The sequence below is a fragment of the Salinibaculum salinum genome (genome assembly GCF_037645885.1).
Lineage (GTDB): Archaea > Halobacteriota > Halobacteria > Halobacteriales > Haloarculaceae > Salinibaculum > Salinibaculum salinum.
In genome coordinates, this window is record NZ_JBBENW010000002.1 from 158,201 (window position 1) to 182,830 (window position 24,630).

Sequence of the window (24,630 nt, forward strand, 5' to 3'; positions counted from 1 at the left end):
AGCGGGTAGGCCGCTCTCTAATATAAAGCCTCGCGACCGAACCCGACTAACTTCGGCTCACGGGTCACTCTTCGACCGTCGTCTCGTTTTGCGTTTCCGCGGTCTCTTCCGTCTGGGTTTCAGTGGTGACTGTCTCTGTCGGTGTCGGCTGTTGCGTCTCGGTCTCTGTCGGCGTCGGCTGTTGCGTCTCGGTTTCCGGTGGTCCAGCCTCGGTTTCCGTCGCGGTGGACTCGGTCGTCGTCACCGCTGGGGGCTGTTCCTCGATGGTGATTGTCAGTGCCTCCTGTCCGTCGAGCGTGACGGGGCGTCCATCGTCGGCCTCGCCGGTCAGCGTGTAGGTTCCGGGTTCGAGCGTCTCTGTCGTCGTCTCACCGGCGGATACTCGTATCTGGGTCTCCCCGCCGGCGTCGTCAGTTGCGGTCACCGTCACTCCCGTTTCTGCCGGGTTGTCGACGGTCACCGCCTGTTCGTCGACGGAGACGCTCACGTCGACCGGTTCAAGTATTCCTTCGAACGCGACGGTGATGTTCCATGCACCGTTCACCGGGACACTTCTCCCGTCTGCGGTCTCCGCGCTGGCGGTGTAATTACCGGAGTCGAGTTCATCACTGCCAAACTGTTCGGTCGTCCCCGGGTCTATCGAGCGCGAGGTCGTCTCGCTGGTCTCCGATTCCAGCGTCAGGTCGACCGCCTCATCGTTGGGGTTCGCGACGCTGACGGTATCGACTTCGACTGTCAGGTCGAGGCTCGCGAGGTCAGGTGGCAGCGAGAACGACAGAGTCGGTTCACCGTCGACCGGGACGGTCTCGCCGTCCCCGGTCTCGGCAGTCAGCGTGTACGCTCCGGGAGAGAGCCCCTCGATGGACTCGTTCGCGCCCGGGGCGACGGTGCGCGTCTCCACGACGCCGGTGTCGTTCTCGACGGTCACCGTGAGCGGCTGGTCAGTCGGGTTCTCGGCCCAGACAGCACGGTTGCCGACGGTCGCGTTCACGCCCTCCGCGGCGACCGCGACGGCTGCGTACACCCCGCTCTCAGTGACCGTCGCGTTCACACCTTCCGCTGTGACCGTCGCGTCATCGACCGGCACCCACGCGGTGCCGTTGTACCGCCAGAGTTCGACCGGGTCGTCGACGTCGGTGGTCGCGACATCGAGACGCAGGTCGGCCGACCCGTCGAGGCTCAGCACCGACAGTCCCGCGTCAACCGCTTCGGCCTCGTCGGGCAGGTCGGGCAGGTCAGCCCGCGCGACGGTGTCGAGTCCGACCGACTGGTCCTCGAAGGCGACGGTCGCGGTCTGCCCGACACCGAGGTCGCCGGCGGTCGCAGTCCCGTTACGGGCCTCTAGTTCCAGTCCATCGCTGTCGGCGACGGTCGCGTTGTCCAGCGTCGCAGTCCCGACGACGGCGACGGCGTCACCGCCGTTCTCCCGGCTGGTGAGGTTGGTAGCGGTCGCCTCGCTACCATCGCCGACGACCAGTCCGTGGACGGCGTTGTCTGTTGCCGTGACGTTTCGCAGCGTCGCAGTCCCCCCGGCGACGGCGGTCCCGTTCGCGTTGTTCCGGACGGTCGCATTCACGACGGTGACGACGGTCGCATCGCCGTCTTCGAGGGCGGTCCGAATCCCGGTGTCGTATCCGCTCACCTGCACGTCACGGACGGTGACGTTCTCGACGCTCGCCGCGTCGCTGCCGACCTGAATCCCCGCGCTCGCGCCGTCCGCGCCTTCGGCTGGCCCAACGCCGTCGATTGCGTATCCGTTGCCCGCCAGCGTGACGTCGCTGGTCGTTATCCGAAGACAGGTCTCTTCCGAATCAGCCTGGATGTCCCCGTCCAGTTCGTAACTACCAGACTCGGTGATGTTCGTACAGGTGTCGACGAGCCTGTCGAACTCATCACTCTCGACGATAATAGCGCGTTCCGCCTGGCCGTCGAGCGTGACCTCCCGGCCGTCTTCGGCTTCGCTAGTTAGCGTGTAGTTGCCGGGGTCGAAAGTCTCGGTGACGTTCGCGATAGCGGGGACGGCTAGCTCGGTCTCGGTCCCGGTTTCGTTTTCGGTTGCCGTCACGGTGACGGCGGTGTCACTCGGGTTGTCGACGGTGACGTTCTGCCCGACGACGGAGACGTTCAGGTCTACGGTCTCCCGCTCGACGGTGTAGTTTATCTCCTGAGTTGCCAGCTCCTCGCCGTCTTCGGTGGCGACGATGGCGACTTCGACGGTGGTGTCGTTCTCGATAGGCGGGTCCAGTTCGAGCGTCTCGTTCTCGACAGCCGTGCCCGCCGAGAAGTTCTCACTCGGAGCGGTCTCCCCATCGTAGCGCGCTTCCAGGGCGAAGCCTACGCTCGCATTCGCTCGCGAAACGTTCAGCGTGGTTCCGTCGCCCGTCTGGTCGTCGACCTGCAACTCGGCTTCCGGTTCGGGTTCGGCGTCGGGTTCGACGGTGTAGTTTATCTCCTGAGTTGCCAACTCCTCGCCGTCTTCGGCGGCGACGATGGCGACTTCGATGGCGGTGTCGTTCTCGATAGGTGGGTCAAGCGCGAGCGTCTCGTTCTCGACAGTTTCGTCGGCCGAGAAGTTCTCGCTCTGCGATAGTTCCTCGTCGTACCGTGCTTCGAGATAGAACACCACGTCAGCTGTCGCACGCGAGACGTCGAGCGCGGTTCCGTTACCCGTCTGGTCGTCGACCTGCAACTCGGCTTGCGGTTCGGGTTCGGCGTCAGGCTCAGCGGTGTAGTTTATTTCCTGGGTCGCCAGCTCCTCGCCGTCTTCGGTAGCGACGATGGCGACTTCGACGGTGGTGTCGTTCTCGATGGGTGGGTCCAGCACGAGCGTCTCGTTTTCGGCGGTCTCGTCGGCCGAGAAATTCTCACTCTGGGATAGTTCCCCACCGTACCGTGCTTCGAGAGAAAACGCCACGTTGGCGGTCGCACGCGAGACGTTAAGCGTGGTTCCGTTACCCGTCTGGTTGTCGACCTGCAGCTCTGCCGTCGTCGCCGTCTCGGTCACCTCAACGGTGGTCGTCGCGCTATCGTCGGGCGTAGCCACCGTGACGTTACGCTCACCGGTGTCGTTCTCATCGGTCTCGTAGGTCAACGCGACCGTCTCGTTCTCGCCGGCACCGAGCGTGACCGTCTCGGAGTCCACTTCCCGGCCGTCGACGCCGAGCGTGACGTTGGCTTCGCCCTCGCCACTTCCGACGTTGGTGACGGTGGCCGTCACGTCGAGCGTCTCGCCGGCTGCGACAGATTCGTTCACGGAGGCGATTTCGACCGTGAAGTTGGCCGCCGCCGGCTCGTCAGGCGGCGATTCAATCTCGATTTCGGCCGCCTGTTGGCCGTTGACGAGAACATCCCGGCCGTCCTCGGCCTCGCCAGTCAACGTGTAGTTACCGGGGTCGAGCGTCTCGTTTACGGTCGAATCGGCGGGGACGTTTATTTCCGTGTCGTTGCCCTCGCCGTCTGTCGCGGTCACCGTGACGCCGGTCTCGTTCGGGTTGGTGACGGTGACGTTTTGCCCGCTCACCTCGGTGCGCAGGTTAATCGGCCCTTCGACGGTCACCGTGGCTTCGTCTTCGCCGTTGACCGGCGCCGCCTGCCCGTCGACCTGAGCCGTCAGCGTGTACGTTCCTGGCGGAAGCTCCCACGACTCGACGCCAGTCGGACCGACGCTGATTCGCTCGACGACGGTGCCGTCCTCCCGCACGACGACCATCCCGGCCGCGTCGTTCGGGTTCGAGACGACGAGACGGTCGTCGTCGATGGTCGCGGTCAGGCTCTGGAGTTGCTCGCCGACGGCGACCCGGAGCGACTCCCTGCCCGTTATCTCGACCGTGCGCCCGTCCGCAGTCTCGGCGGTCAGCGTGTAGACGCCGGGGTCGACGTCGCGCGTCAGGCTCTCTCCGGGCGAGAGCGTGACCGTCTGGACGTCTCCCGCCTCGCTGGTCACCGTGACGGTCACGGCCTCATCGTTGGGATTGGCGAGGAACAACGCTTCTTCTTCAGCCCCGAAGAAGAGGCTCCTGAGCGCGGGGTCTTCCTCCCTGTCTGGATCTTTTGCCGTCCCCTTGCCGTAGTTGTAGATGGTCGTCTCGTCCGTGATGTCGATGTCGACAGAGATTCTCGCGGTGTCGGCGGCCGTGCGCTGGCTGAGCGTCTGTATCTGCTGGATGTTGACTATCTGTATCTGGGTCACCGAGAGCGTCCCCTCGCTGGCGCCGCGCGCGGCCGACTGAATCTGGACTACCGACGCGCGCTGGTACTGCGAGAGCGCGCCGCTGGCCGCGCCCTCGGTTATCGCCTGTACCTGGACGACGTTGACCTGCTGTATCTGGACGATTCCGCCCTGTCCAGCGCCCCTCGCGGCGGCCTGTATCTGTTCGACGTTCACAATCTGGCGCTGCCCCGCGGATTTGGCGGCCCCTTTCGCCGCACCAGCGGCAGCGTACTGTCGCTGGACGATGTCGACTTCCTGGACTTGCGTCAGCGACCCGCCGGCCGCGCCGGTCGCAGCGGCCTGAATCTGTCGCACGGTCGCGACCTGATGCTGACTGATTGCTCCTTTCGCGGCACCCAGGGAGGCCTGCTGAATCTGGACGACAGAGATGCGCTGGCTCTGTCTGAGCGCGCCCTTACAGGCCCCGTTGGCGGCGGCCTGGATCTGGGTGACGTTCGCGTCCTGGCGCTGAACGAGGACGCCCTTCGCGGCACCCATCGCAGCCTCCTGGACCTTCTTGGGATTGCTCGCTCCCGATTTGTCCGCGCCGCCGGCCCCAGCACCGAAGGCGGCAGCCTGTATTTGGACGACTGTCACTTCCTGGCGCTGTTCGAGCGCTCCGTAAGCGCTACCCTGGCCGGCTTCCTGAATCTGGGTGACGTTGGCCTGCTGGGACTGTCCAGCGCTGTAGGCCGCCCCCGCGGCGGACCCGACGGCGGCGAACTGAATCTGTGTGACGTTCGCGCGCTGGTGCTGTGCGACCGCTCCGTGTCCGGTCCCGTAGGCTGCGGCCTGAAGCTGTGTGACGTTCGCACGCTGGTACTGTGAGAGCGACCCGGCCGCGCTCCCGTAGACCGCCGCCTGCATCTGAGTGATGTTCACGCGCTGACTCTGGAGGAGTACACCGTGGCTCGCCCCCTTGGCCGCCGCGCGAACGTCCTCGACGGGCGCGTTCTCGACTCCGGCGGCCGCCCGAAGGGAACTGTTGACTGCGGCGGCTTCTTGCTGTTGGGTCACGTTGATGCCCTGCTCCTGGGCGAGCCGAACGCCCTCACGCGCACCCTCGCTTGCGGCCTCGCGCTTCTCCGCCGAGAGGGTGTCGGGCACCGGGTCGTCCGCGCTCGCGCCAGCGAGTGTCGCCAGCTGGTCGCTGAACTCGCCGTAGTCGACCGGCTCGTCATCAGTCTCCACCTGTCTGACGACCTCGGCGTCACCGGCGTCGCTCACGCTGGTCTCGTCGGTCGTTCCGGTGGCTGTCGCTGCCGCTCCCAGTCCAACGCCGACCCCCGCAGCGAGTACCACCGCGACCACCAGTACGACTGGACCGACGCGACTCATCGTTGCCCCCGTCGCTGCTGTGGTTGTCGTCCGATCCTCCACGTTGTCTGAGATGTGGCCTGCGTGAACATGCTGTCCCCCGTCGTCCGTGACTGTTGGCTCGGAACGTGGATTCTTCCGAAGTGTCAATAGTAAATAAACGCCGTCGACCGTTTCCGATTGGGCGAAAGTTCAGGTCTGTCTACAGTTTCCTGCTGCTGGTCTTACCGTCGGCACAACGGTTCCCTATCTCCAAGTATAGACGCCAACGGACCGTATCGTCGGCGAAAACTGTCGCAATCGTCACTGTCCAAGTAAGATGATACTATCCCCGGGTCACATCTCACAATGTCGACCGTACTGAACGAAAAGCGAAGCGTAGCCGGTCCAGCCGGTCACAGAGCTATTCTAGAACAGCGTAATCAGCGTCTGCAACACCGAGTAAGTCATCTCGTCCCACGGCCGGTCCCGGCTCACGTCGATGACTCCGTCCACGTTGCCAATCCGAAGTTAGACACGCGAACGCGCGCTTCACTGGCCTCTGTACCGCGGCGTCAACGGAATCGATGCTCGTGCTTTCGGCGGGTCGTAAATCTGGGAGTAACAGAAGGATTCTCTAGTAACTGTGCATTTGGCGCCAGGATTCGCCGTCTCGGCGGATATTGAACCGACCCGAACGTGTCGCACACCCACTACCATCCGCGTGACAGTCGAAATGCGATAGTCAATCCTAAGTACCATAAATATATAATATCTTTTTATATTATATGTAGTTTAAAGGGGAGGCAGAAGACGGTCTGCAGTTGGGGTGGAATAAACCAGCTTACAGCAAGTTACTAGCGGCGTAAAGTCGATTTTAGTGGACGTAGAGTGGTTCATACTAGTTTTCTATCGTCGAGAAACGTATTCCCTTGAAGTAGCAGGCGGATGGATTTAAATGCGAAAATATAGTTCGACTATTAACCTCTATTTTATATTTTATAGGATTTAGATAGAAATAGCATAGCAATATTGACTATTTTTTGCTAATTTAAGATATAGAATCTGTGCCAAAGTCAGAGGGCAATACTAGCCTCGTTGAATGGCAGAATATTAGAATGATATAGTACACATAGCATTTATTATATAAAGTTGAGACTGTCGGTCGAACGGATGGTCCGAACGAATTCGAGTCGTGCTGTGCTCGCTCGCGGTTCAGTCCTCGCAACAGCCGCCAGCTTTCTGTCCAAAGTCGATGGCAAGGGATTGAGAGATGGCGTCGTTGAGTTCGGCCAGTCGTGCTTCGAGGTGATTTTTCGCTTCGAGATGCTCGGCCATCACCGGAATCTCGTTCAATTCGGCCTGCTTCGTCTGGAGTTTCTGGAATTCCTCCTGTGTGGCCTCGCCAGACTGCCGCGAGAGCATGAATTCCTCACGGACCTGTTCGAACTCCGTGATTTTCTCCTGTGCTTTCTCTGACTCTTTCACTGCGCGCTGTGTCTCGAGGAACTGCTCGTACTCCGGCAGGTCGCTGATAGCGCCGCCAAGGTCGTGTGCAAGCGACAGTGCATCTGACTCGTCAGTATCGGGAGCTACCTCTGGTTCGGTGCTCATAGAGCGAGAGTCGGAGTCCGGTCCCTTCAATCTACCGGCGAATGCTAGCGTGACTCTTATCGACGGTCCTCGCTGGCGGCCGTCGACGGGCAAACACAGTGTTACTCGGTCGTCCACGCCATAAACACGAGCGTCCGGAGGCGTTCGTCACTGTCGTTTCGAACGCCGTGCTCCTCGCCGGCAGCCGCGATAATCGCGTTACCCTCCTCGAGGGTATGCTCCGCTCCGTCGATAACGAAGGTCCCCGCTCCATCGAGAACGTAGTACACTTTGTCGGCGTTCTCGTGGGTGTGGGGAGTCTGTGATTGTCCGGGTTCGAAACAGTACACGTCCGAGAACATCCGGTCGGTCTCGAAGAGGTTGCTCTTCTGGAACGAGTCGTCGTCGAACGTCCGTCGGTCGGTCACGTCGGCGATGTCCATGTTCGCAAAGAGACGAGTACAAACTTAACTCCAGCGCCACTGGGAAGGTAACACATACATCGGTTCACCACAATAGCATGCGTATGCACATCGTTGGCGTTACTGGGCCTGCCGATGCGGGCCGACCGTCACTGGTTGAGCAACTCCTCGCTCGTCTCGACGAGCGCGGCCGCGTCGCGACGGTCCGAGACGCATCCCGACCACTTCCCGAAGACGAGACGACCACACGCTACCAGCACGCCGGATCGACCGCGACCTACAGCCGGACCGACGACGGCTGGCACGCACGCGGCGACCAGCGAACACTGGACGACCGTCTCGAGCAACTCGCCCCCACGTACGACGCCGTCGTCGTCGATGACTTCCCGGACGCGACTATCCCCCAGGTGGTCCTCGGGGACGACGACAGTGCGGGCGAGACACTCGCCAGCGCCCCGACAGCAGCGGCCATCGATATCGACGCCGTCGTCGAGGACCTCCTGGCGCGTGACCCATTCGAGACCCTCTCGTCGCTCGTTGCCACGGCCAAAGCCTCTCCAGCCGCCGAGAAGTCCGGTGCTATTGCCACCTTTACCGGCCGCGTCCGCGGTAAAGAACACGACGACGATACCCCGACCGAATTTCTCGAATTCGAACGCTACGACGAAGTCGCAACCGAACGGATGGCAACAATTCGGGAGGAACTGGAAGCACGCGACGGCGTCTTCGAGGTGTTGCTCCACCACCGCACCGGGGTCGTCGAGTACGGCGAGGATATCGTCTTCGTCGTCGTGCTTGCCGGTCACCGCCAGGAAGCCTTTGCCGCCGTCGAGGACGGTATCAACCGACTGAAAGACGAGGTCCCGCTGTTCAAAAAGGAGGTCACCGTCGATGACGAGTTCTGGGCCCACGAGTGACGAACGGCCTGCCGGTGGTTCGCCCCACCAGCGGTCCCGTGCCAAGATTAATACGGGTGACTCACGAATGGGTACCATGCCTCTTGCAGACGAGTTCGAGCGGGAAGTCACGGGTATCCGTGTCTCGCTGACCGACCGATGCAACTTCGATTGCGTCTACTGTCACAACGAGGGGCTCGGTGATACGCGCGGCCCGATGGACCCGCAGGACGACGAGATGACCACTGACGAAGTCGTCCGGATTCTCGAGGTTGTCCACGAGTTCGGCGTCGAGAAGGTCAAGTTCACAGGCGGCGAGCCGATGCTCCGCCAGGACCTCGAAGAGATTATCCGCCGAGTCCCAGACGGGATGGAGGTGTCCCTGACCACCAACGGCACGTTCCTGCCGGGCCGAGCCACGGGATTAGCCGACGCCGGGCTCGACCGAGTCAACGTCTCACAGGACGCACTCGATCCGGACGACTTCGCCCAGCTCACCCAGAGCGGTGCCTACGAGCGAGTTATCGAGGGTGTCGAAGCGGCGCTCGCGGCCGGCCTCGCGCCGGTCAAACTGAACATGGTTGTCTTCGAGCCGACAGCCGGGTACGTCCCGGAGATGGTCGACCACGTGGCCGTCCATGACGGGCTCCAGTTGCAACTCATCGAGTACATGCCCGAGATTGCGGGTCACCCCGAGTGGGCTATCGATATTGACCGCGTTCACAACTGGCTCACAGAACGCGCCGACCGCATCGAACACCGCGAAATGCACGACCGCAGACGCTACTTCGTCTCTGACCCCGAGGGACAGCCGACCGCCGACCTGACTGACGGCGACAGTGACGGCCCGGCAGCGGGCGAGGGGATGGTCGAAGTGGTCGACCCCGTCGAGAACCCACACTTCTGTGCGAACTGCCATCGCGTCCGCGTCACCCACGACGGCAAATTCAAAGGCTGTCTCAACCGCCACGACGACCACCGCTCGATGGGCGAGATGACCCGCGAGGAGATCCGCGCTACCTTCCGCGACACCGTCGCCAATCGCGTCCCCTACTACGGCGAGTACATGGTCAAAGAAGACGGCGAGTGGGTCATCAACGACGACTACATCGACCGGCCACTCCCGACGGCCGACGACTGACGAGAACCGAGGCATGGAGTGTCCTGTCGACCACCGATCGTCACGGTCAGACAGGCATCGGGCAGTGGGTATATTTTGTTCGCAGCCGTAATCGGTTGTGAGATGCACTGGAGAAGCCGACCGAGTCGAGCTATCCGGTCAGGACAGACAAATGACTAAACGCGCAGTGTGGCGAACCTATCAGGAGTTTCTCGATCGGATGACCGATGAGATGCTCGACATCGTCGCCGAGGAGTTCGGCGGAGGACTGCTCGGAAAGGCGGCCAAGTCGGGTGCAAAGCGCGTCACGAAAGACATCCAGGACGATATGCGACAACAGGGCCGTCTTGTCGTCGAGTACGCCGATTCCCTGGCTGATGGGCAGGACGACACTGCGTACGAAGATCGGTTTTTGCGTACGAACCCCGTCTACCAGCGCTACGACGGCGACCGCGAGGCAGAACTGCGCGACCACCTCCTCTCGCACTTCCGGCAGGTTGGATCGGATCTCGCCCCACTCGTGGCCTCTGCTGAAGACGACTTCTGGACGGCACTTCGGACCGAGTACACCCGTTCGGAGGCAGAGAGTATTGTCGACCGGCACTTCTCTCAGGCCGAGACGTTCGAGGAGTACAAAGACGGCGTCTTCTCCTCACAGCGTATCGGCGGGAAGGTCCTCTACGTCCTCGAAAAGGGTGAGACGCGACTCCGGGAGAGTATCTATCTGGACTTGACAGACGTCTACAGCGAGACGGACACTTCCTGAGCACTCCCTGCAGGTGGGTCAGTCGCGTCACCGGCACAGTCGCAATTGTGACACACCGATGATTTCGAGTCGATTCGCCACGAGTGAAAGTTAGAGCGGCGGAAATTCCTGGTCGGTGGCCGCTTCGATCCATCCGCCACGGATGTCGGCGAGTTCCTCAGCTTTCGGTGCAAACGGCTTGATATCGAGGACCGGCGTCCCGTCGACGAGATCGAGGCCGTCGACCGAGAGTGTCGCTCCGTCCCGCCCAGCCAGTCGAACGATAGAGAGTCCGATAGGATTCGGCCGACGCGGTCCCCGGGTGGCGAAGATGCCCGGACTGATATCGGCAAACGGTGGGTCACACCGCATTGTCGACTGGTCGACCTCGTGGAGATGCGTCACGAGGACGATATGCGAGAACCCGTCGATATGTTCGAGGCCTTCGGCGTAATCCTCGTCGACCTCAACGGTTCCCGTGGCGTCGACGGTACTATCAGCGGACTTTGGAACGTCCTCCGGCGACTCAAACGGTGAGTGAATCGTTCCGATCGGGGAGTAGCAGACTGACTCGTCCATACAGGGGCGTACGGGAACCACCGACGTGTATCTGATGGCGCAATTGTGGGGGAAAAACGTATCCCAGGCAGTCTCTCGGGCGACCGATAATCACGATGTCTCAGATTTCAGTTCCGAGACAACCGGAGACCACCGACTCGAATAGCGAGCGCTGACCGAACCGAGACGGTCGACGGCGATAGTGTCCTGGTCGCAGTAATCTCCCGAGCGAGATTCGGACGGAGTCTGCGCCTTGTTCGCTGGCCCCAGCAACGTTCTCGAAACAGTACTCTCCGGGGAGTCGTCTAGTAGATTTATTATCGTGGATATAGTACATCTGGTCGCTACGTTGGCACGGTATAGCATTAGTCACCTGTATTACCGGTTGTCAGTCCGACGTAGCGACTCTCCCTCACGTACCGTCCCTACTCTTCCTTTTTCGCCGACCCGAGAGACGTGCACACAGTCGAACGTGTGTACTGGCCGGTCGATCACCGAATCGGTCTTAGCGTCAGCTCTACCTGACTAGTGGAAACGTTATATTCATCTGGCTCGCCGATGAAGCGTATTGCTGGCAGGTCATCGACCACCAACAACGGAAAACTATCCATGCGAAACGCAAAGATCGTCTGTACAATCGGACCGAGCTCTCGGTCGCCCGACAGACTTCGAGCCCTCGCGGAAAGCGGTATGGACATCGTCCGGATGAACGGGAGTCACGGGACACCGTCGGACCGGGCGGCACTCGTCGACCGCGTCCGCGAAGTCGGTGGCGTTCGGGCGAAGTCGATACCGATACTACACGACCTCCCGGGGCCGGAGATTCGAACAGCGAACGGAGATGAATCGGTCGCACTCGAGGCGGGGTCACGTGTCCGGTTCGTCCAGGAGGAGACACTGTCACCGGACGAGATCGGTCTCACCGAATCCATTACCGCTGTCGAACCGGGTGATCGCGTGCTCCTCGACGACGGTCGCATCGAAACGGTCGTCGAGGAAGTCGACGGGCCCACTGTCAGGGCACGAGTCGAAAGCGGAGGCGACCTCGGCTCTCGAAAGGGCGTCAACGTTCCGGGCGTCGACCTCGACCTTCCTGTCATCACTGCACGGGACCGACGCGAACTCGAAGTCGCCGTCTCGAAGGGTGTCGATTTCGTCGCCGCGAGCTTCATCCGTTCCGGTGAGGATATCTACGAGATAAGCGAGTATATCGACAGACTGGGCGGCGATATCCCGATTGTCGCCAAAATCGAGCGTGCGGATGCTGTCCAGAACCTCGACTCGATCATCGATGCGGCCTATGGAGTCATGGTGGCCCGAGGAGACCTCGGTGTCGAGTGTCCAATGGAGGAGGTCCCAATCGTGCAGAAACGCATCATCCGGTCGTGTCACGAAGCCAGTGTCCCGGTTATTACCGCGACCGAGATGCTCGACTCGATGGTTCACGAGCGACGACCCACACGCGCTGAGGCCTCTGACGTGGCCAACGCCGTCCTCGACGGCACTGACGCGCTGATGCTCTCTGGCGAAACTGCTATCGGCGACCACCCCGCGCAGGTCGTCGAGACGATGGACAGTATCATCCGAGACGTGGAGGGGAGCGGCGAGTACACGACAAGCCGCGAACAGCGCGTTCCGGCCGCTGGCGAGACAAAGACGGATGCGCTCGCGCGGTCAGCCCGGTATCTGGCGCGAGATATCGATGCCAGCGCCGTCATCACGGTCAGTGAATCTGGGTACACAGCACTGAAAGCGGCGAAATATCGGCCAGATATGCCAATCGTCGCGGTGACACCGAACGAGCAGACGCGTAACCAGCTACGCCTCTCGTGGGGAATCACAGCGGAGTCGGTGCTGTATGACGCGGAGAATACCGATACCGTCGTTCAGACTGCGGTTCAGACCGCAATCGATATCGGGGTCGTCTCGCCGGGAGACACAGTGGTCATTCTTGCGGGCATGATGACTGAGTTCGAGGACTTAGACACCTCGAACATGCTGAAAGTTCACGTGGCGGCTGAAACACTCGCCTCCGGCAGGTCCATCGTCGAGGGACTCGTCTCGGGCCCACTCGCCTACATTACCGACGGCGACTTCACAGCCGTCCCTGACGGAGCCATCCTTGTTGTTCCCGAAGCGTTTGAAGAGGGATTCGAGGGCGACCTCGAACGTATCGGCGGCATCATCGATACGCACGGCAGCGTGACGGGGTACGCTGCTATTGTCGCACGCGAGTTATCTGTGCCAATGATTGCCGACGCCGACCTCCCATCGGACATTCCCGCCGGTACCGTAGTCACACTAGATGCCGAACGTGGTGTCGTCTACGAGACGGATAGGAGAGCGTGACTAGCTGTCGCGTGAGCGGACACACGAAGCGCTCAGTTCAATCAAAACAGGCCTGTTATGTCTTTGTTCCGGAGCTAATCCGATCGACCTGACCAGTGAGATGATCGACAGTCTGCCGTTGTGTGTAGGCGATGTCTGTTATCTCATCGGTCGTAGATTCGACAGACTCGGCCTGTTCCATGACCTGGTCGATCGCTGCAGCGACTTCTTCGGCGGTCGCCGCCTGGTCATCGTTCGCCTTGGCGAGTTCCTGAATATTCGTAGAGATTTCCTCGACGGCAGTCGCGTTCTCTTCAAGCGCATTCAGTGCGTTTTCGACGGGGTCGACGCTCTGGTCGATCTGGTGGTTCGTCTCCTCGACGACAGACATCGTCTCCTGGGTCCGTTCTTGAATGTCCGAAATGTGGTCAGAGATCTCGTCGGTCCGTGACTTCGTCTCTTCCGCGAGCGTCTTGATCTCGTCAGCGACGACAGCGAATCCCTCGCTCCCTTGTCCAACGCGTGCGGCCTCGATGTTCGCGTTGAGTGCGAGAATGTTGGTCTGTTCGGCAATCTGGTTGATGACGTCGACGACCTCGTCGACCTCTTTCATCTGTGCTTCCAGTGCCTGCATAGATGAGAACAGTTCGTCACCCTGTTCGGTGACTTTGCCGATGGCTTCGCGTGCCTGCTCGCTCGCCCCTTTCCCCGTCTCGGCCGCCTCTTGGGCGTTTTCCGCCTGGTCTGCCACTGAATCCGCGTTCGCAGCGACTTCTTCCATTGTCGCGCTGAACTCGTTCATCTCCTCGACAGCCTCTCCGAGCGTGGTGTTCTGTTCGATGACATTCTCCTCGATCTGTTCCGCAAACGATGCAGTCTCGTCGGCCGCCTCGGCCAGTTCCGTGGTCGCGTCACGCACCTCGTTTACGACCGATTCGAGTGCTGCAGCGTTTTCGTTGACGCCTTCGATGACTTCGAGCAGGTAGTCGTCCATCTGGCGCTTTTCGTCTCTATCCAGTTCGGTCCTGGCACCGAGGTCACCCTCTCCGATAGCTTCCAGTGTTGCCGTCACCTTTTCGACGGCGTTCTCGGTGGTCTCCTGGCTCCGCACGATGTCTGTTCGGTCCTCGAAATGCTGAATCGCCCCCAGCGTCTCCCCGTCCTTTACCACCGGAACTGCAGTCAACTGGAAGTGGCGGGGCTCACCGCTGGCGGTCTTGATCGTCGCTCGCCCCGTATACACGTCGTGGTCGCAGTATCTGGACGTTTGCTTCTCGAAGTTATCGATATTCTCGGCGGCCTGCGTATCGCTGGTTTCGTCGGTCGCGTCGAGAACCTTGTCGGCTAGCGTCATCACCTTGTTCCCGTTCTCGTCGCGCCCCACGTAGTCGTCACTCCCGAGTTCCTCTTGCCGGGAGCGGCCGTACAGCGCCTCCATTCCTTTGTTCCATGCAACGACTGTGTGGTCGGCGTCGAGGGCGAACACCGGCATCGGGAGCCGATCTAACAGAACGTGAATGTCGAACGCCTCCGTCATACTGTCCGGGGGCTGGGGCTCTGCTGTCGATTCTGAGCCCATCGAACGGCTTTCTCCCCCATCAGTCAGCTTCTGCACAGCAGTCTGGTTGTTCTTCGTCGACTCTGTCGACGAGTCCGCTGCTTCCGTGGAAAGGTAGTTCGCAAGCAACTCTGGAGAGAGCATGTATGGCGATATCTCACATGGGATGTAAATACTTTTGCCAGACAAAGAGAGACAGACCGGCGTTCTCTCTGTGGCCATCTTCGATCTTCGTGACGTGATTATTCGAGCGCAGCGTAGGGAACGACACTGACTGTCTCCTGAGCAGATAGCGCCGACTGGGTCACCACGGCTCCGTCTGCGCGGGTCGCGCGTGTACTCGAGGAGATGACACTCGCGTCGAATTTCCGCTCGTAGATTTCGAGCGGGGACGCGACGTGTCCCATGGGGGTTGCTTCCCCATCACTGAGCGTAACCGGAATCATGTACTCGAAGCCGTCGAGACCCAGTTCCACGTCGTGGGTAAGCGTCGCGTCGACCGATGGAAGGTCCGTCCGGCCGGTGAAGAACGGGCGCATAACGAACGTCGAGATAGTGTACGCACCGAGCGGCTTTCCCGGAATCGCGAACACAGTCGCGTCTGCATCTTCCAGAGTGGCAGCCGCGATAGGCTTCCCGGGACGAATCCGAATACGATGGAAGTGGACCTGCCCCAGGTCGTCGAGTGCACGAATTACGTGGTCTTTGTGTCCCACGCTCGTGCCACCCGTCGTGAGAACGACATCGTACTGCTCGGCAACGTCCTCGATAGCCGATTTGACCCGGTCGTATTCGTCCGGAACCGACCCCTCGTATGACGCATCGTGGCCCCAGGAGCGGACGAGGTTCGCGAGCATGTCAGAATCGAGGTCCTGCTGACGCCCCTCGTGAATCTCGGTCCCCGTTGCGAGGATCCCGACGGTAAACTGCTCCACGACGTCGACGGCCTCTTTGTCGAGGTCGCCGAGCAGGATTGCGTCTTTCGCGGAGAGACGCGTCCTCTGGTCGAACAGACGTTCGCCGGCAGTGACGTTGCTGCCGCGTTCGTACGTGTAGGTGCCGGGATCGATATCCACACCGGAAAGCTGGCCACCGTCGACCTCGGCCTCTTCGCGTTTGAGAACAGCGTTGGCTTCGGGCGGCAAGCTGGCACCGGTGGCAATTTCGACGGCCTCTCCGTCGCCTATCGACGGCGGTTCGTCTTCGGGGTACACTTCGCCGTCGACGACTGTTAGCGGATAATCGTCCGTGGCGTCGAAGGCGTACCCGTCCATCGTTGCGTGGTCGTACGCAGGGACATCCCGGTCAGCGACGATGTCCTCGGCGAGCACTCGTTCAGCCACTCGGTCCAGCGTGACTAACTCGGTCGGTTGCTCTGCGAGAGCGGACCGACGGAGGTCGAGAACTGATTCGACCGCGTCAGTTCGCCACATCATATCGTCGTGGTTGTGAGCCATACGAAACCAAAGAACCAGTAGTCTCAAAAAGGATTTGCAACGGTCCGTTTTTCCGTCGGTTCTCAAGAGTAGCGGTGAACAGCGATCGCCGTGGCGGTGGCGAGAGTTGCGATGAGAGCGAGAAAACCAAACAGTGCGTCACTGGACGCGTAGGTCAGCAAGAATCCCGTAATGGCTGCCCCACCGGCACCGACGCCGAACACGCCAGCGTACATGTAGCCATACGAGATGCCGCGCGTATCAGCCGTCGAGTGTTCGGCAACAGCGGCCTGCAGGAGCGGTTGTTCGCCGAAGACGACGAAGCCGAGCAAGGCGCTTACGAGCAGGAGTGGAACGAGCCCCGCAGATGCTGCTGGAATAAACAACAGGGCGATAAGCCCGAGCGCAGCGAACGCCAGCGCGACGCCGAGGACCGGTTTCATCTGGTCGGACAGCCACCCGCCGAAATACTGCCCACCGATGCCGACGATGAGTAAGCCGACGTAGAGATATCGCGATGGTTCGATGGGCCGACCGAAGAAACCGATTGCACCAAACGTCGCGAACCCGCCGAGCATGTCCGGCAGGAACGTCAGTGCGCCACGATAGTAGAGTCCCTCGAAGATGACGATGGCGAACACGACGACGAACAGTCCGCTAAACGTCGTCCGCGTCAGCACAAGGAACGACCGCCACGAGAATCCGCCGTCAGTCGCGACGGTACTCTCGTCAGTGCCACCGGGAGTGGTCGTCGATTCAGTGATATCCATGCGCCAGACGAGCGGGGCGATGAGTAGTCCGGGAAGTGCGAGACCGACTGTCGCGATTCGCCAGTCGAAGACTAACAACAGCAGAATGGTCACCAGGGGCCCGATTGCGACGCCGATATTGCCGGCGATACCGTGATACCCCAGTGCGCGACCGCGGGAGGTAACATCTCTGCTGAGAATCGAGAGACCCGCGGGATGGTAGATGCTGGCAGTGACGCCCCAGACAAAGAGCGCAAGTGCGAGAACCAGTATCGTCGGGGCACTGCTCACGGCGAGAAACGAGACGCTCATTCCGAAGAGACAGAGTGCGATGAGCTTCTTTGACTCGTAAAAATCTGCGAGTATCCCTGCTGGGATGGAACCGAACCCGAACATCGCGTAGCCAACACCGACGACGATGCCCATCGTCGACGGCGTGATACCGAACTGGTCGAGCCAGAGCGGAATCAGGACCGGAATCGAGAGTTCGTACGTGTGGACGAGTGCGTGTCCAACCATCGCCAGACTGACGATTGACTGCTCGTTGCTGTCCATGACATGTACCCACTTACCAACTGTATTTGTTTTTTGGTCTGTGAATCGCTACTCGTCGAGTATCCCGACCGCACGCATCGGACCACCGGACCCGTCACGGATGTTCAGTGGGAATCCGGAAAAGGTGTACTCCTTCCCGACGAGTTTCTCGATATTCTTGAGGTTCTCGATGTGTGGAACCTCGTGGTCGCGACAGACCTGATGGCATGGCATAGTTACGTCGTCGGAATTTTCCGGTCCGGGAGCGTCGACACCGAACGTCTTGACGCCCTGGTCGATGAGCCACTCGGTCGCCTCGGCCGACAGCCCGACGTAATCAGTGACGTACTCCGTGTCGGGGTACGTTTCGTTGTAGTGACCGGTGTGAATGAGTACGATGTCGTCATCCTCGATGGTGACGTTGGCCTCCTCGCACGCTTCTTCGAGATCTTCTGGTTCGATGTACGTGTCTTCACTACCGTCGTACTTCGTGACTGCGATGGCCTTTCCCGGCCCGTAAAAGTACTCGAGGGACATCTCGTCGATGGTCGCTCCACCCGGACCGTAGTGGGCGAACGAATCGGCGTGTGTCGGTCCGTGGTCACAGAACTGGATCGTTTTGGTAGTGTAGATGAACGGCGGGTCCTCGCCGTCGAGCGCCCGCCGGAATATCTGCTCTGCCTCGTCGTACGTGTGGTGTGTCCAGATGGCCGTCGGAGGGTGCAAGTTGTGGAGTGGATGCTTGTGATAAATCTCCTGGCTGAGGTCGACTAATCGAGCCATATTGGCTCATCGATGCGGGGATAGTTATCATTTGCCCTCTATGCAACGTGGACTGTCCGCCGTGGGAAGCCTATATTATATATGTGGGCCAGTCAAACTCGTCACTGAACCATGGCACGTAGATGTCCCATCTGCAGAGACCCGATCGAACACGTCCGACGAGAACGTCCCGACGACCCATCGGCCCATCCCAATGCCATTCCCGGGCCACACGCGACTATCGAAGTCGACGAACTCTGTTCGGCCGCTGATGAAGACAAGTGGGACCGAATCTGTACCAAAGCGGCCGTCGAGCGCAGTAGTGGTGGCGGAATGATGTCCCCGGTTCTCGAAGTGTTCTATCACTACTTCGACGACGACGAGGAAACAGAGGCGGAAAGCGAGGAGTGAACTACCCCACCCTACTCAGCCACTGTTGTGGCTTCGTTGAGGGTGGTGCTTCCTGTTTCGATGACGCGCTTTGCAGACACCGAAGTGGTGTCCGTAGGGAGCGCAGTCTCCACAGGCGTGGATTCGGGCCATTCCAGCCCTAGTTCAGAAAAACCGCGTTGCAGTACGTTCATCGCCGTCGCAAAATCGAACGCGATTTTGCTGCCCGTCAGACGCAGTCTGACGACCGCATTCGCATCCCGGTCACACTCGAACCCACAACTTGGGCAAGAGTGTTCCCTGACCCAAATCGGCTTCGCAGTCTCCACACCGCACGACGCACATTCCGTCGTCGTACCTCGTGCTTCAACCTGCTTGACGTGACAGCCATACAGGTCAGCCTTGTATTCGAGAAGGGTGATGAACTGTCGCCACGCCGCATCCTGCTTGTTCTGAGCATTATGCGACTGTTTCAGCATCCCCTTCACGTTCAAGTCCTCGACGAATACGGCGTCGTATTCGCGGACAAGCCATGTCGTAATCTTGTGCTGGTAGTCCAGCACCTTCCGCCGGATGTGACGCTTGACCTTCGCCACTTCCCGGCGTTGTTTCTCGTAGTTATTCGACCCTTGCTCCTTGTGCGACAACTTGCGTTGTTCACGGCGCAGACGCTCGTATTCGTCTTCGAGGTCGAGCCAGTCCACGGTTTTACCGTTCGAGGTGTGGATGTAGTTCAGGATGCCGAGGTCAATCCCGACACTATTGTTCATGTCCAGTGAATCCACGTCGGGCTTTTCGGGGAGGTCAGCCTCGTCGGTTTCGAGGCCGAAGGAGACGAACCAGTCACCGGTTGTCTCCTTCTTGACCGTGACTTCTTTGATATCCGCTTCGTCAGGGATCTCCCGGTGATAGCGAATAGGGATGTCTCCGATTTTGGAGAGCCAGAGTGTCGCGTTGCGGCCACTCGTGTTTTTGAGTTCGAAGCCGGACTGCGAAAACGTCATACTCTGGAACTCTCTCGGTGACTTCCAATTGAGTTTCCCGACCGTTCGACCGTTCTCTTTCTGTTCGGAGAGTCCGTCGAGGTTCTGGTAGAACCGCGTGACGGTTCGTTGCAAAGCCTTCGAGTTGACCTCCGAGAAGACGGAGAACTCGTCTTTCCAATCGGGAAGTCGGTAGTGGTGTTTGTACGCGGAGCCGATGTCGTCGGCATCCACGTTCTCGTATTCGTACAGAGTGTAGTTGTACGCTTGGCGATGAATGTCGATATGATGTTCCAGTTCAGCCGCTACCTCTTGTGTCGGGTATGCAGGGTAACGGTGACTGTACTCCATCGCTGTCTATTGATTGTTGATATGTTTACTTAATGGTTTGTATCTAATGCGGCGATTCATCTCCTCCCTACTCACTCGCAATACTCGCTCCTTGAGGAAAGGGCATTCTCGCCTCATTCTGGCAACCAACTGCCAGCCTCCGCGTGGAGCAGACGGCCCGTTTCTGCACCCAGTCAGACGCCCCCTGACCCAGCCGCAGTCTGTTAGTTTTCCGTATACGACCACGTGATAGAGTGGTCGTGTGTCTCCTGCTCGGTCGGCGTGACAGCCGGATTCTGTACCCAGTCGACGAACTCCGACGTGCAGTCCCGACAGAGTAACAGGGGGAACGCCCCCCGCTGTTCGATATCGAACTCCTCGTTCCACACCGCGAACGTCCCCTCGATTATCGTAAACGGCTCGTCGGATGGCTGGTGGATCTTCCGGAGAAGTTCTTTGGTGAGATTCGCGTCATCGGAGAGTTCAGACACGTCGGTAGCGGAGATGGGGATTTCGTCGTCGCAACGATCACACAATGGCACAGTAGTAGGTATGATGCCGTTCCACTTAGGGATAGCGACTTCTCTGCAACAAGGAAACAGTTAGGGTGGGACAGACGAGTTGGGTTCCGCAATCAGCTCACTCGCCGAGTGCAGTCTGCCGTTCGTCCCAGATTCCGCTCATGCGGTCGGCCGACTCTCTGGCCCGAGAGAGATTGATCAAGAGGAGAGACTGCAGTCGGTATTACACAGCCTGTGTCTGGCTACCGCCGGTCCCCTGGTTGAGATAGTCCCGAAGCAGGAACAGGACTTTCCCGACCGCAACCACGAGCAGGAGACCGACCGACCAGAGGGGAGCACTGCGACTGTAGGCAACGGCAGCGACCAACGCCAGGTTGATTGCCATGCCCAGATCGTCGAGGGCCCGAACGATCTGAATGCCGCCTGTAATGAGGAGGAGCGGAATCCCCCATTCGGGTGCAATAAGCGTCATCACGCCGAGAATAACCAACCAGCCGCCAATGCTGGTGTCGATGACGGCCCATCCCTCAGCCCGCTGGACTCTGACGAATTGGACGAGCGCGAGCGCCAGTATGGCGATACCGACGCTTGAGTCTGGAACGACGTACACGAGCGCTCCGATCAGAAACATCACGACTGCTAATCCGAGTTGTGTGAGTTGTTCTCGTTGAATCATAGGTGTATTTTCCTGGACGGCAACAGCTAGCCCAGCGCTGGGCAACTGTCAACCGTGTCTGAAAGACACAAACAGAGTACTGATAATAATAGTATCGGTCACAACGTTGCCCGTCGCCTAGAGAACGCTCTCATCTACCAGTCATCGAGAGCAGTGAACCGACCGACCTGACGCCGAACGCACACGTCGTAAAGCCTTTTATTGCCCCACTCGATGTCCGAAACATGGTAACAAGTCGTTTTACCCACACCAGCATCCTGGCTGACGACCTCGAAGAATCAGCCACCTTCTACGAGGAACTGTTCGGAATGGAACGAGTCCCATCACCGCGGTTTTCGGTTCCCGTCGAGTGGCTCCGGTGTGGTGACCTGACCCTGCATCTGTTCAAGCGGGACATCGACGCGGCGGACTACTACCACGTCGGATTGCACGTCGATGACTTCGAGAGCGTCTATCAGCAAGCGGTCGAGCGTGATGCTGCGTCCGACTTCGACCCTGACGTCGAGGAACCAGTCGTCTACGAACTTCCCGAGGGCGCAGTCCAGTTTTATATCAACGACCCAACGGGGAACCTCGTCGAGGTCAACTATCCCGACGTCGACGACCTCGACCGGGATATCGTCACGAACATCGTCAAACGGTCCGAACAGCGCGAACAGACGGGTGACGCCTCGGAAGCGAGGCTTTACTTCGAGAATACGGCTCCGTAACACCACGTAGACGCGCTTTTGCCGCGAACGGAAGCCACGCGCATTCTCCGGGATTACTCTAGAGAACGGACACAAATCCTATACAGGAGGACAGAGAACTCGGCGTAGAGATGAGTAGTGATAGCATGCGCGCAGTACAGATACCAGAACCAGGGGGCGAATTCGAAGTCGTCGACCGAGCAATCCCGGAGGTCGGACCGACCGAAGTTCGAGTCGAGGTAGACGCCTGTGGCGTCTGTCACAGCGATTCGTACACGAAGGAGGGGTCGTGGGAGGGAATCCAGTATCCGCGAGTGCCGGGACACGAAATCGCTGGCCGAATCGACGCGGTCGGCGCCGATGTCGAGAACTGGTCCGAGGGACAGCGGGTGGGGGTCGGCTGGCACGGTGACCACTGTTTCACCTGTGAGCCCTGTCGCCGCGGAGAGTTTATCGACTGTGACCACGAGCGAGTTACCGGAATCGACATGGATGGCGGCTACGCCGAATACGTGACTGCCCCGACCCACGCACTGGCACGCATCCCAGGCGAACTCGATGCTATAGACGCCGCTCCGTTGCTCTGTGCCGGTGTGAGCACATTCAATGCGCTCCGCAAGAGCAACGTGCAACCCGGCGATGTCGTCGCAGTACAGGGGATTGGCGGGCTTGGACATCTCGGTCTCCAGTACGCTGCGGCTGCCGGGTTCGAGACGGTCGCGATTTCACGCGGGACAGAGAAACGCGACGTGGCGTTCGAGCTCGGAGCAGACCACTACATCGACTCGACGGTAACCGATCCGGCCGAGGAACTGATGCATCTCGGCGGCGCGTCAGTTCTCATCGCGACCGCACCACACAGCGAGGCAATCGAATCGGTCGTCTCGGGGCTGGCAATTCACGGACAGTTGATTCCGCTGGGCGTCCCGGACGGGGATGTCGGAGTCGACGTGATCGATCTGATCGAGAACCAGCGGTCGATCAAAGGCCACTCGTCGGGAACGGCACGCGAATCACAGGACGCACTCGAATTCAGTTCACTGCGGGATATCACGCCGATGGTCGAGACGTTCCCCCTCGAAGACGCTGCTGCAGCCTACGACCACATGATGCGCAACGAAGCACGATTTCGAGCAGTACTGGTCCCCTAGCGAGTTGACGGTCGACTGTCACCGCTTCAATCGAACGCAGTTGCCTCGCCGCCTTTGAGACCGAGGAACTCGCGGACTTCCCCGGGACTCGCTGGCTCGCGACCGCTCACTTCCCACGCGAGGTCGACTATTTTCTCGACCTGTTCGGCGTTGCTCTCGGCCAGTTCGCCTCGCCGGAGGTAGAGATTGTCTTCGAGGCCGACGCGAGCGTGGCCACCCATGCTGACCGACTGTGTGGTCAACTCGAACTGTGACCGACCAGCTCCGATGGTCGAAAACGAGTACGAATCCCCAAACAGAGAGTCAGCGGTGCTTTTGAGGTGAGAGAGGTTGTCCGGGTCAGCTCCGATACCGCCGTTGATGCCGAGAACGAACTCGAGGTGAAGCGGCGGTTCAATCCAGCCCTGCTCGACGCAGTGCTGAAGGTTGTACAGGTGGCCGACGTCGTAACACTCCAGACTCGGCACGACATCGTGGTCCTCCATCGTCCCGAGCATGATCTTCAGGTCCTCGAAGGTGTTCTGGAAAATAAGCGTCGTCGTCCCTTCGAGATACTCGGGTTCCCAGTCGTACTCCCAGTCGTCGATGTTCTCCGCCATCGGATACAGACCGAAGTTAATCGACCCCATGTTACAGGAACACATCTCCGGGTCGAGTCGCGGGACAACCTGAACGCGCTCCTCGGGAGCCATGGTCGGCGCACCACCCGTCGTGGGCTGGATAATGACATTGGTTTCGCGATGGATACGGGCAGCGACATCCTCGTACAGGTCGAGATCAGTCACCGGTTCGCCCGTTTCGGGGTCTCTGACGTGAAGGTGGATGACTGCTGCGCCAGCCTCACTGGCGGCGATTGCGTCGTCGACAATCTCGTCGGGGGTTACTGGGAGATATGGTGACATCGACGGTGTATGAATCGCTCCCGTCACTGCACAGGTGATAATGACGTTTCCACTAGGAAGTTCGCGCATAACCTAATCTGGAGGGATTCGGTTAAAACCTTTTTGGGGATCTCAGAGAGGGATGGGGTAATTAAAACTAGGCGTATATCTTAAATATACCCCCGCCGCGCCCGGGCCCAAACAGGGAAAAAGCTAAAACGACGCGCTATGATTGTTCCAGTGTGGCTTGTAAGCATGGCAAGTAATCCCAATAATCAGGACAGACCTGAACGACGAGTATCAGTAACAGTCAACGGTGAAGAAATCGTCCGCGACATCGAACCGCGGACCAAACTGTCGGACTTCCTCCGTTACGAGGCAGACAAGACAGACGTTCGCGTCGGTTGCGAACACGGTGCCTGCGGTGCCTGTACCGTGGAGTTCGATGGAAAGACGGTCAAGTCGTGTATGCTCTATGCGGTCCAGGCGGACGACTCTGAAGTTCTGACGTCGACGGGCCTGAACGAAAGCGACGAAGAGCTCGGTCCGATTCAGCAGGCATTCCACGAGAATCACGGGCTGCAGTGTGGTTTCTGTACGAGCGGTTTTATTATGGCAACGAAGTCACTGCTCGATGAGAACCCGGACCCCAGCGACGAGGAAATCGAAGAAGCGCTCTCGGGGAACATCTGTCGGTGTACAGGCTACGTCAACATCGTGAAGTCAGTCAAAGACGCTGCAGAGCGTATCGACTCCCCAGGTGAACTCGAAGAGGTTGCACACGGAATGGGGGATGATTAGA

Annotated in this window: 20 protein-coding genes; 8 read left to right on the forward strand and 12 right to left on the reverse strand. The window is 59.7% G+C overall.

Translation table 11 applies throughout. The features are described from left to right. Positions 1-64 precede the first annotated feature (64 nt). From WDJ60_RS03730 to WDJ60_RS03740, 3 genes are all read right to left on the reverse strand, one after another. Positions 65-5,548, reverse strand: a complete 5,484-nt coding sequence (locus WDJ60_RS03730) for a hypothetical protein (RefSeq protein WP_340098639.1) — start codon at positions 5,546-5,548, stop codon at positions 65-67. Positions 5,549-6,721: 1,173 nt separating this feature from the next. After that, entirely contained in the window at positions 6,722-7,120 is a 399-nt protein-coding gene (locus WDJ60_RS03735; RefSeq protein WP_340098641.1) for a YlbF/YmcA family competence regulator, read from the reverse strand. 101 nt (positions 7,121-7,221) lie between these two features. Next, positions 7,222-7,542: a cupin domain-containing protein gene (locus WDJ60_RS03740; RefSeq protein ID WP_340098643.1), complete on the reverse strand. Its 321-nt coding sequence runs from the start codon at positions 7,540-7,542 to the stop codon at positions 7,222-7,224. 83 nt (positions 7,543-7,625) lie between these two features. Between WDJ60_RS03740 and WDJ60_RS03745 the strand changes: the two genes are divergently transcribed. The 3 genes from WDJ60_RS03745 (at position 7,626) to WDJ60_RS03755 (ending at position 10,303) form a co-directional block, all read left to right on the forward strand. Further along, on the forward strand, positions 7,626-8,438 hold the full coding sequence (locus WDJ60_RS03745) for a molybdopterin synthase (RefSeq protein ID WP_340098645.1): 813 nt from the start codon (positions 7,626-7,628) through the stop codon (positions 8,436-8,438). A gap of 76 nt (positions 8,439-8,514) precedes the next feature. Then, positions 8,515-9,558, forward strand: a complete 1,044-nt coding sequence (moaA, locus tag WDJ60_RS03750) for a GTP 3',8-cyclase MoaA (RefSeq protein WP_340098647.1) — start codon at positions 8,515-8,517, stop codon at positions 9,556-9,558. 151 nt (positions 9,559-9,709) lie between these two features. Next, entirely contained in the window at positions 9,710-10,303 is a 594-nt protein-coding gene (locus WDJ60_RS03755; RefSeq protein WP_340098649.1) for a hypothetical protein, read from the forward strand. A gap of 90 nt (positions 10,304-10,393) precedes the next feature. Here the strand turns inward: WDJ60_RS03755 and tsaA are convergent, their stop codons facing one another. Continuing rightward, positions 10,394-10,861: a tRNA (N6-threonylcarbamoyladenosine(37)-N6)-methyltransferase TrmO gene (tsaA, locus tag WDJ60_RS03760; RefSeq protein WP_340098651.1), complete on the reverse strand. Its 468-nt coding sequence runs from the start codon at positions 10,859-10,861 to the stop codon at positions 10,394-10,396. A 588-nt stretch (positions 10,862-11,449) separates the two neighbouring features. Here tsaA and pyk point away from each other — a divergent pair. Further along, positions 11,450-13,189 (forward strand): pyruvate kinase, encoded by a 1,740-nt coding sequence (pyk, locus tag WDJ60_RS03765; protein WP_340098653.1) that lies wholly within the window; start codon positions 11,450-11,452, stop codon positions 13,187-13,189. A gap of 55 nt (positions 13,190-13,244) precedes the next feature. Here pyk and WDJ60_RS03770 read toward each other — a convergent pair whose 3' ends face one another. The 4 genes from WDJ60_RS03770 to WDJ60_RS03785 all read right to left on the reverse strand — a co-directional run bounded on the left by WDJ60_RS03770 (position 13,245) and on the right by WDJ60_RS03785 (position 18,228). Continuing rightward, positions 13,245-14,870: a methyl-accepting chemotaxis protein gene (locus tag WDJ60_RS03770; RefSeq protein ID WP_340098655.1), complete on the reverse strand. Its 1,626-nt coding sequence runs from the start codon at positions 14,868-14,870 to the stop codon at positions 13,245-13,247. 98 nt (positions 14,871-14,968) lie between these two features. Continuing rightward, on the reverse strand, positions 14,969-16,183 hold the full coding sequence (locus tag WDJ60_RS03775) for a molybdopterin molybdotransferase MoeA (protein ID WP_340098657.1): 1,215 nt from the start codon (positions 16,181-16,183) through the stop codon (positions 14,969-14,971). A 62-nt stretch (positions 16,184-16,245) separates the two neighbouring features. Then, positions 16,246-17,466, reverse strand: coding sequence for an MFS transporter (locus WDJ60_RS03780; RefSeq protein ID WP_340098659.1), 1,221 nt, complete (start codon positions 17,464-17,466; stop codon positions 16,246-16,248). A gap of 48 nt (positions 17,467-17,514) precedes the next feature. Further along, on the reverse strand, positions 17,515-18,228 hold the full coding sequence (locus WDJ60_RS03785) for a cyclase family protein (RefSeq protein ID WP_340098661.1): 714 nt from the start codon (positions 18,226-18,228) through the stop codon (positions 17,515-17,517). A gap of 111 nt (positions 18,229-18,339) precedes the next feature. Between WDJ60_RS03785 and WDJ60_RS03790 the strand changes: the two genes are divergently transcribed. After that, positions 18,340-18,618: a hypothetical protein gene (locus WDJ60_RS03790; RefSeq protein WP_340098663.1), complete on the forward strand. Its 279-nt coding sequence runs from the start codon at positions 18,340-18,342 to the stop codon at positions 18,616-18,618. 11 nt (positions 18,619-18,629) lie between these two features. Here the strand turns inward: WDJ60_RS03790 and WDJ60_RS03795 are convergent, their stop codons facing one another. From WDJ60_RS03795 to WDJ60_RS03805, 3 genes are all read right to left on the reverse strand, one after another. Continuing rightward, the gene (locus WDJ60_RS03795; protein WP_340098664.1) at positions 18,630-19,931 is read right to left on the reverse strand and encodes an RNA-guided endonuclease InsQ/TnpB family protein; all 1,302 of its coding nucleotides are present in this window, start codon (positions 19,929-19,931) and stop codon (positions 18,630-18,632) included. Between the two features lie 203 nt (positions 19,932-20,134). Then, the gene (locus WDJ60_RS03800; protein ID WP_340098665.1) at positions 20,135-20,452 is read right to left on the reverse strand and encodes a hypothetical protein; all 318 of its coding nucleotides are present in this window, start codon (positions 20,450-20,452) and stop codon (positions 20,135-20,137) included. A 202-nt stretch (positions 20,453-20,654) separates the two neighbouring features. Next, positions 20,655-21,107 (reverse strand): hypothetical protein, encoded by a 453-nt coding sequence (locus WDJ60_RS03805; RefSeq protein WP_340098666.1) that lies wholly within the window; start codon positions 21,105-21,107, stop codon positions 20,655-20,657. Between the two features lie 224 nt (positions 21,108-21,331). Here WDJ60_RS03805 and WDJ60_RS03810 point away from each other — a divergent pair, with 224 nt between their 5' ends. Next, the gene (locus WDJ60_RS03810) at positions 21,332-21,817 is read left to right on the forward strand and encodes a VOC family protein (protein ID WP_340098667.1); all 486 of its coding nucleotides are present in this window, start codon (positions 21,332-21,334) and stop codon (positions 21,815-21,817) included. 125 nt (positions 21,818-21,942) lie between these two features. After that, positions 21,943-22,947 carry an alcohol dehydrogenase gene (locus tag WDJ60_RS03815; RefSeq protein WP_340099045.1) on the forward strand — a complete coding sequence of 335 codons (1,005 nt, stop codon included), beginning with the start codon at positions 21,943-21,945 and terminating at the stop codon, positions 22,945-22,947. Positions 22,948-22,973: 26 nt separating this feature from the next. Here WDJ60_RS03815 and kce read toward each other — a convergent pair whose 3' ends face one another. Next, entirely contained in the window at positions 22,974-23,918 is a 945-nt protein-coding gene (gene kce, locus WDJ60_RS03820; protein ID WP_340098668.1) for a 3,5-dioxohexanoate:acetyl-CoA acetone transferase, read from the reverse strand. 165 nt (positions 23,919-24,083) lie between these two features. On the opposite strand from kce, the gene WDJ60_RS03825 reads away from it, so the two are divergent. Then, a complete protein-coding gene (locus WDJ60_RS03825; protein WP_340098669.1) occupies positions 24,084-24,629 on the forward strand; it encodes a (2Fe-2S)-binding protein in 546 nt (181 codons plus the stop codon). Position 24,630 lies beyond the last annotated feature (1 nt).

Coding starts and splice junctions, on each gene's coding strand:
- WDJ60_RS03730 (WP_340098639.1), bottom strand. CDS start 5,548: ATGAGTCGCGTCGGTCCAGTCGTACTGGTGGTCGCGGTGGTACTCGCT.
- WDJ60_RS03735 (WP_340098641.1), bottom strand. CDS start 7,120: ATGAGCACCGAACCAGAGGTAGCTCCCGATACTGACGAGTCAGATGCA.
- WDJ60_RS03740 (WP_340098643.1), bottom strand. CDS start 7,542: ATGGACATCGCCGACGTGACCGACCGACGGACGTTCGACGACGACTCG.
- WDJ60_RS03745 (WP_340098645.1), top strand. CDS start 7,626: ATGCACATCGTTGGCGTTACTGGGCCTGCCGATGCGGGCCGACCGTCA.
- moaA (WP_340098647.1), top strand. CDS start 8,515: ATGCCTCTTGCAGACGAGTTCGAGCGGGAAGTCACGGGTATCCGTGTC.
- WDJ60_RS03755 (WP_340098649.1), top strand. CDS start 9,710: ATGACTAAACGCGCAGTGTGGCGAACCTATCAGGAGTTTCTCGATCGG.
- tsaA (WP_340098651.1), bottom strand. CDS start 10,861: ATGGACGAGTCAGTCTGCTACTCCCCGATCGGAACGATTCACTCACCG.
- pyk (WP_340098653.1), top strand. CDS start 11,450: ATGCGAAACGCAAAGATCGTCTGTACAATCGGACCGAGCTCTCGGTCG.
- WDJ60_RS03770 (WP_340098655.1), bottom strand. CDS start 14,870: ATGCTCTCTCCAGAGTTGCTTGCGAACTACCTTTCCACGGAAGCAGCG.
- WDJ60_RS03775 (WP_340098657.1), bottom strand. CDS start 16,183: ATGGCTCACAACCACGACGATATGATGTGGCGAACTGACGCGGTCGAA.
- WDJ60_RS03780 (WP_340098659.1), bottom strand. CDS start 17,466: ATGGACAGCAACGAGCAGTCAATCGTCAGTCTGGCGATGGTTGGACAC.
- WDJ60_RS03785 (WP_340098661.1), bottom strand. CDS start 18,228: ATGGCTCGATTAGTCGACCTCAGCCAGGAGATTTATCACAAGCATCCA.
- WDJ60_RS03790 (WP_340098663.1), top strand. CDS start 18,340: ATGGCACGTAGATGTCCCATCTGCAGAGACCCGATCGAACACGTCCGA.
- WDJ60_RS03795 (WP_340098664.1), bottom strand. CDS start 19,931: ATGGAGTACAGTCACCGTTACCCTGCATACCCGACACAAGAGGTAGCG.
- WDJ60_RS03805 (WP_340098666.1), bottom strand. CDS start 21,107: ATGATTCAACGAGAACAACTCACACAACTCGGATTAGCAGTCGTGATG.
- WDJ60_RS03810 (WP_340098667.1), top strand. CDS start 21,332: ATGGTAACAAGTCGTTTTACCCACACCAGCATCCTGGCTGACGACCTC.
- WDJ60_RS03815 (WP_340099045.1), top strand. CDS start 21,943: ATGCGCGCAGTACAGATACCAGAACCAGGGGGCGAATTCGAAGTCGTC.
- kce (WP_340098668.1), bottom strand. CDS start 23,918: ATGCGCGAACTTCCTAGTGGAAACGTCATTATCACCTGTGCAGTGACG.
- WDJ60_RS03825 (WP_340098669.1), top strand. CDS start 24,084: ATGGCAAGTAATCCCAATAATCAGGACAGACCTGAACGACGAGTATCA.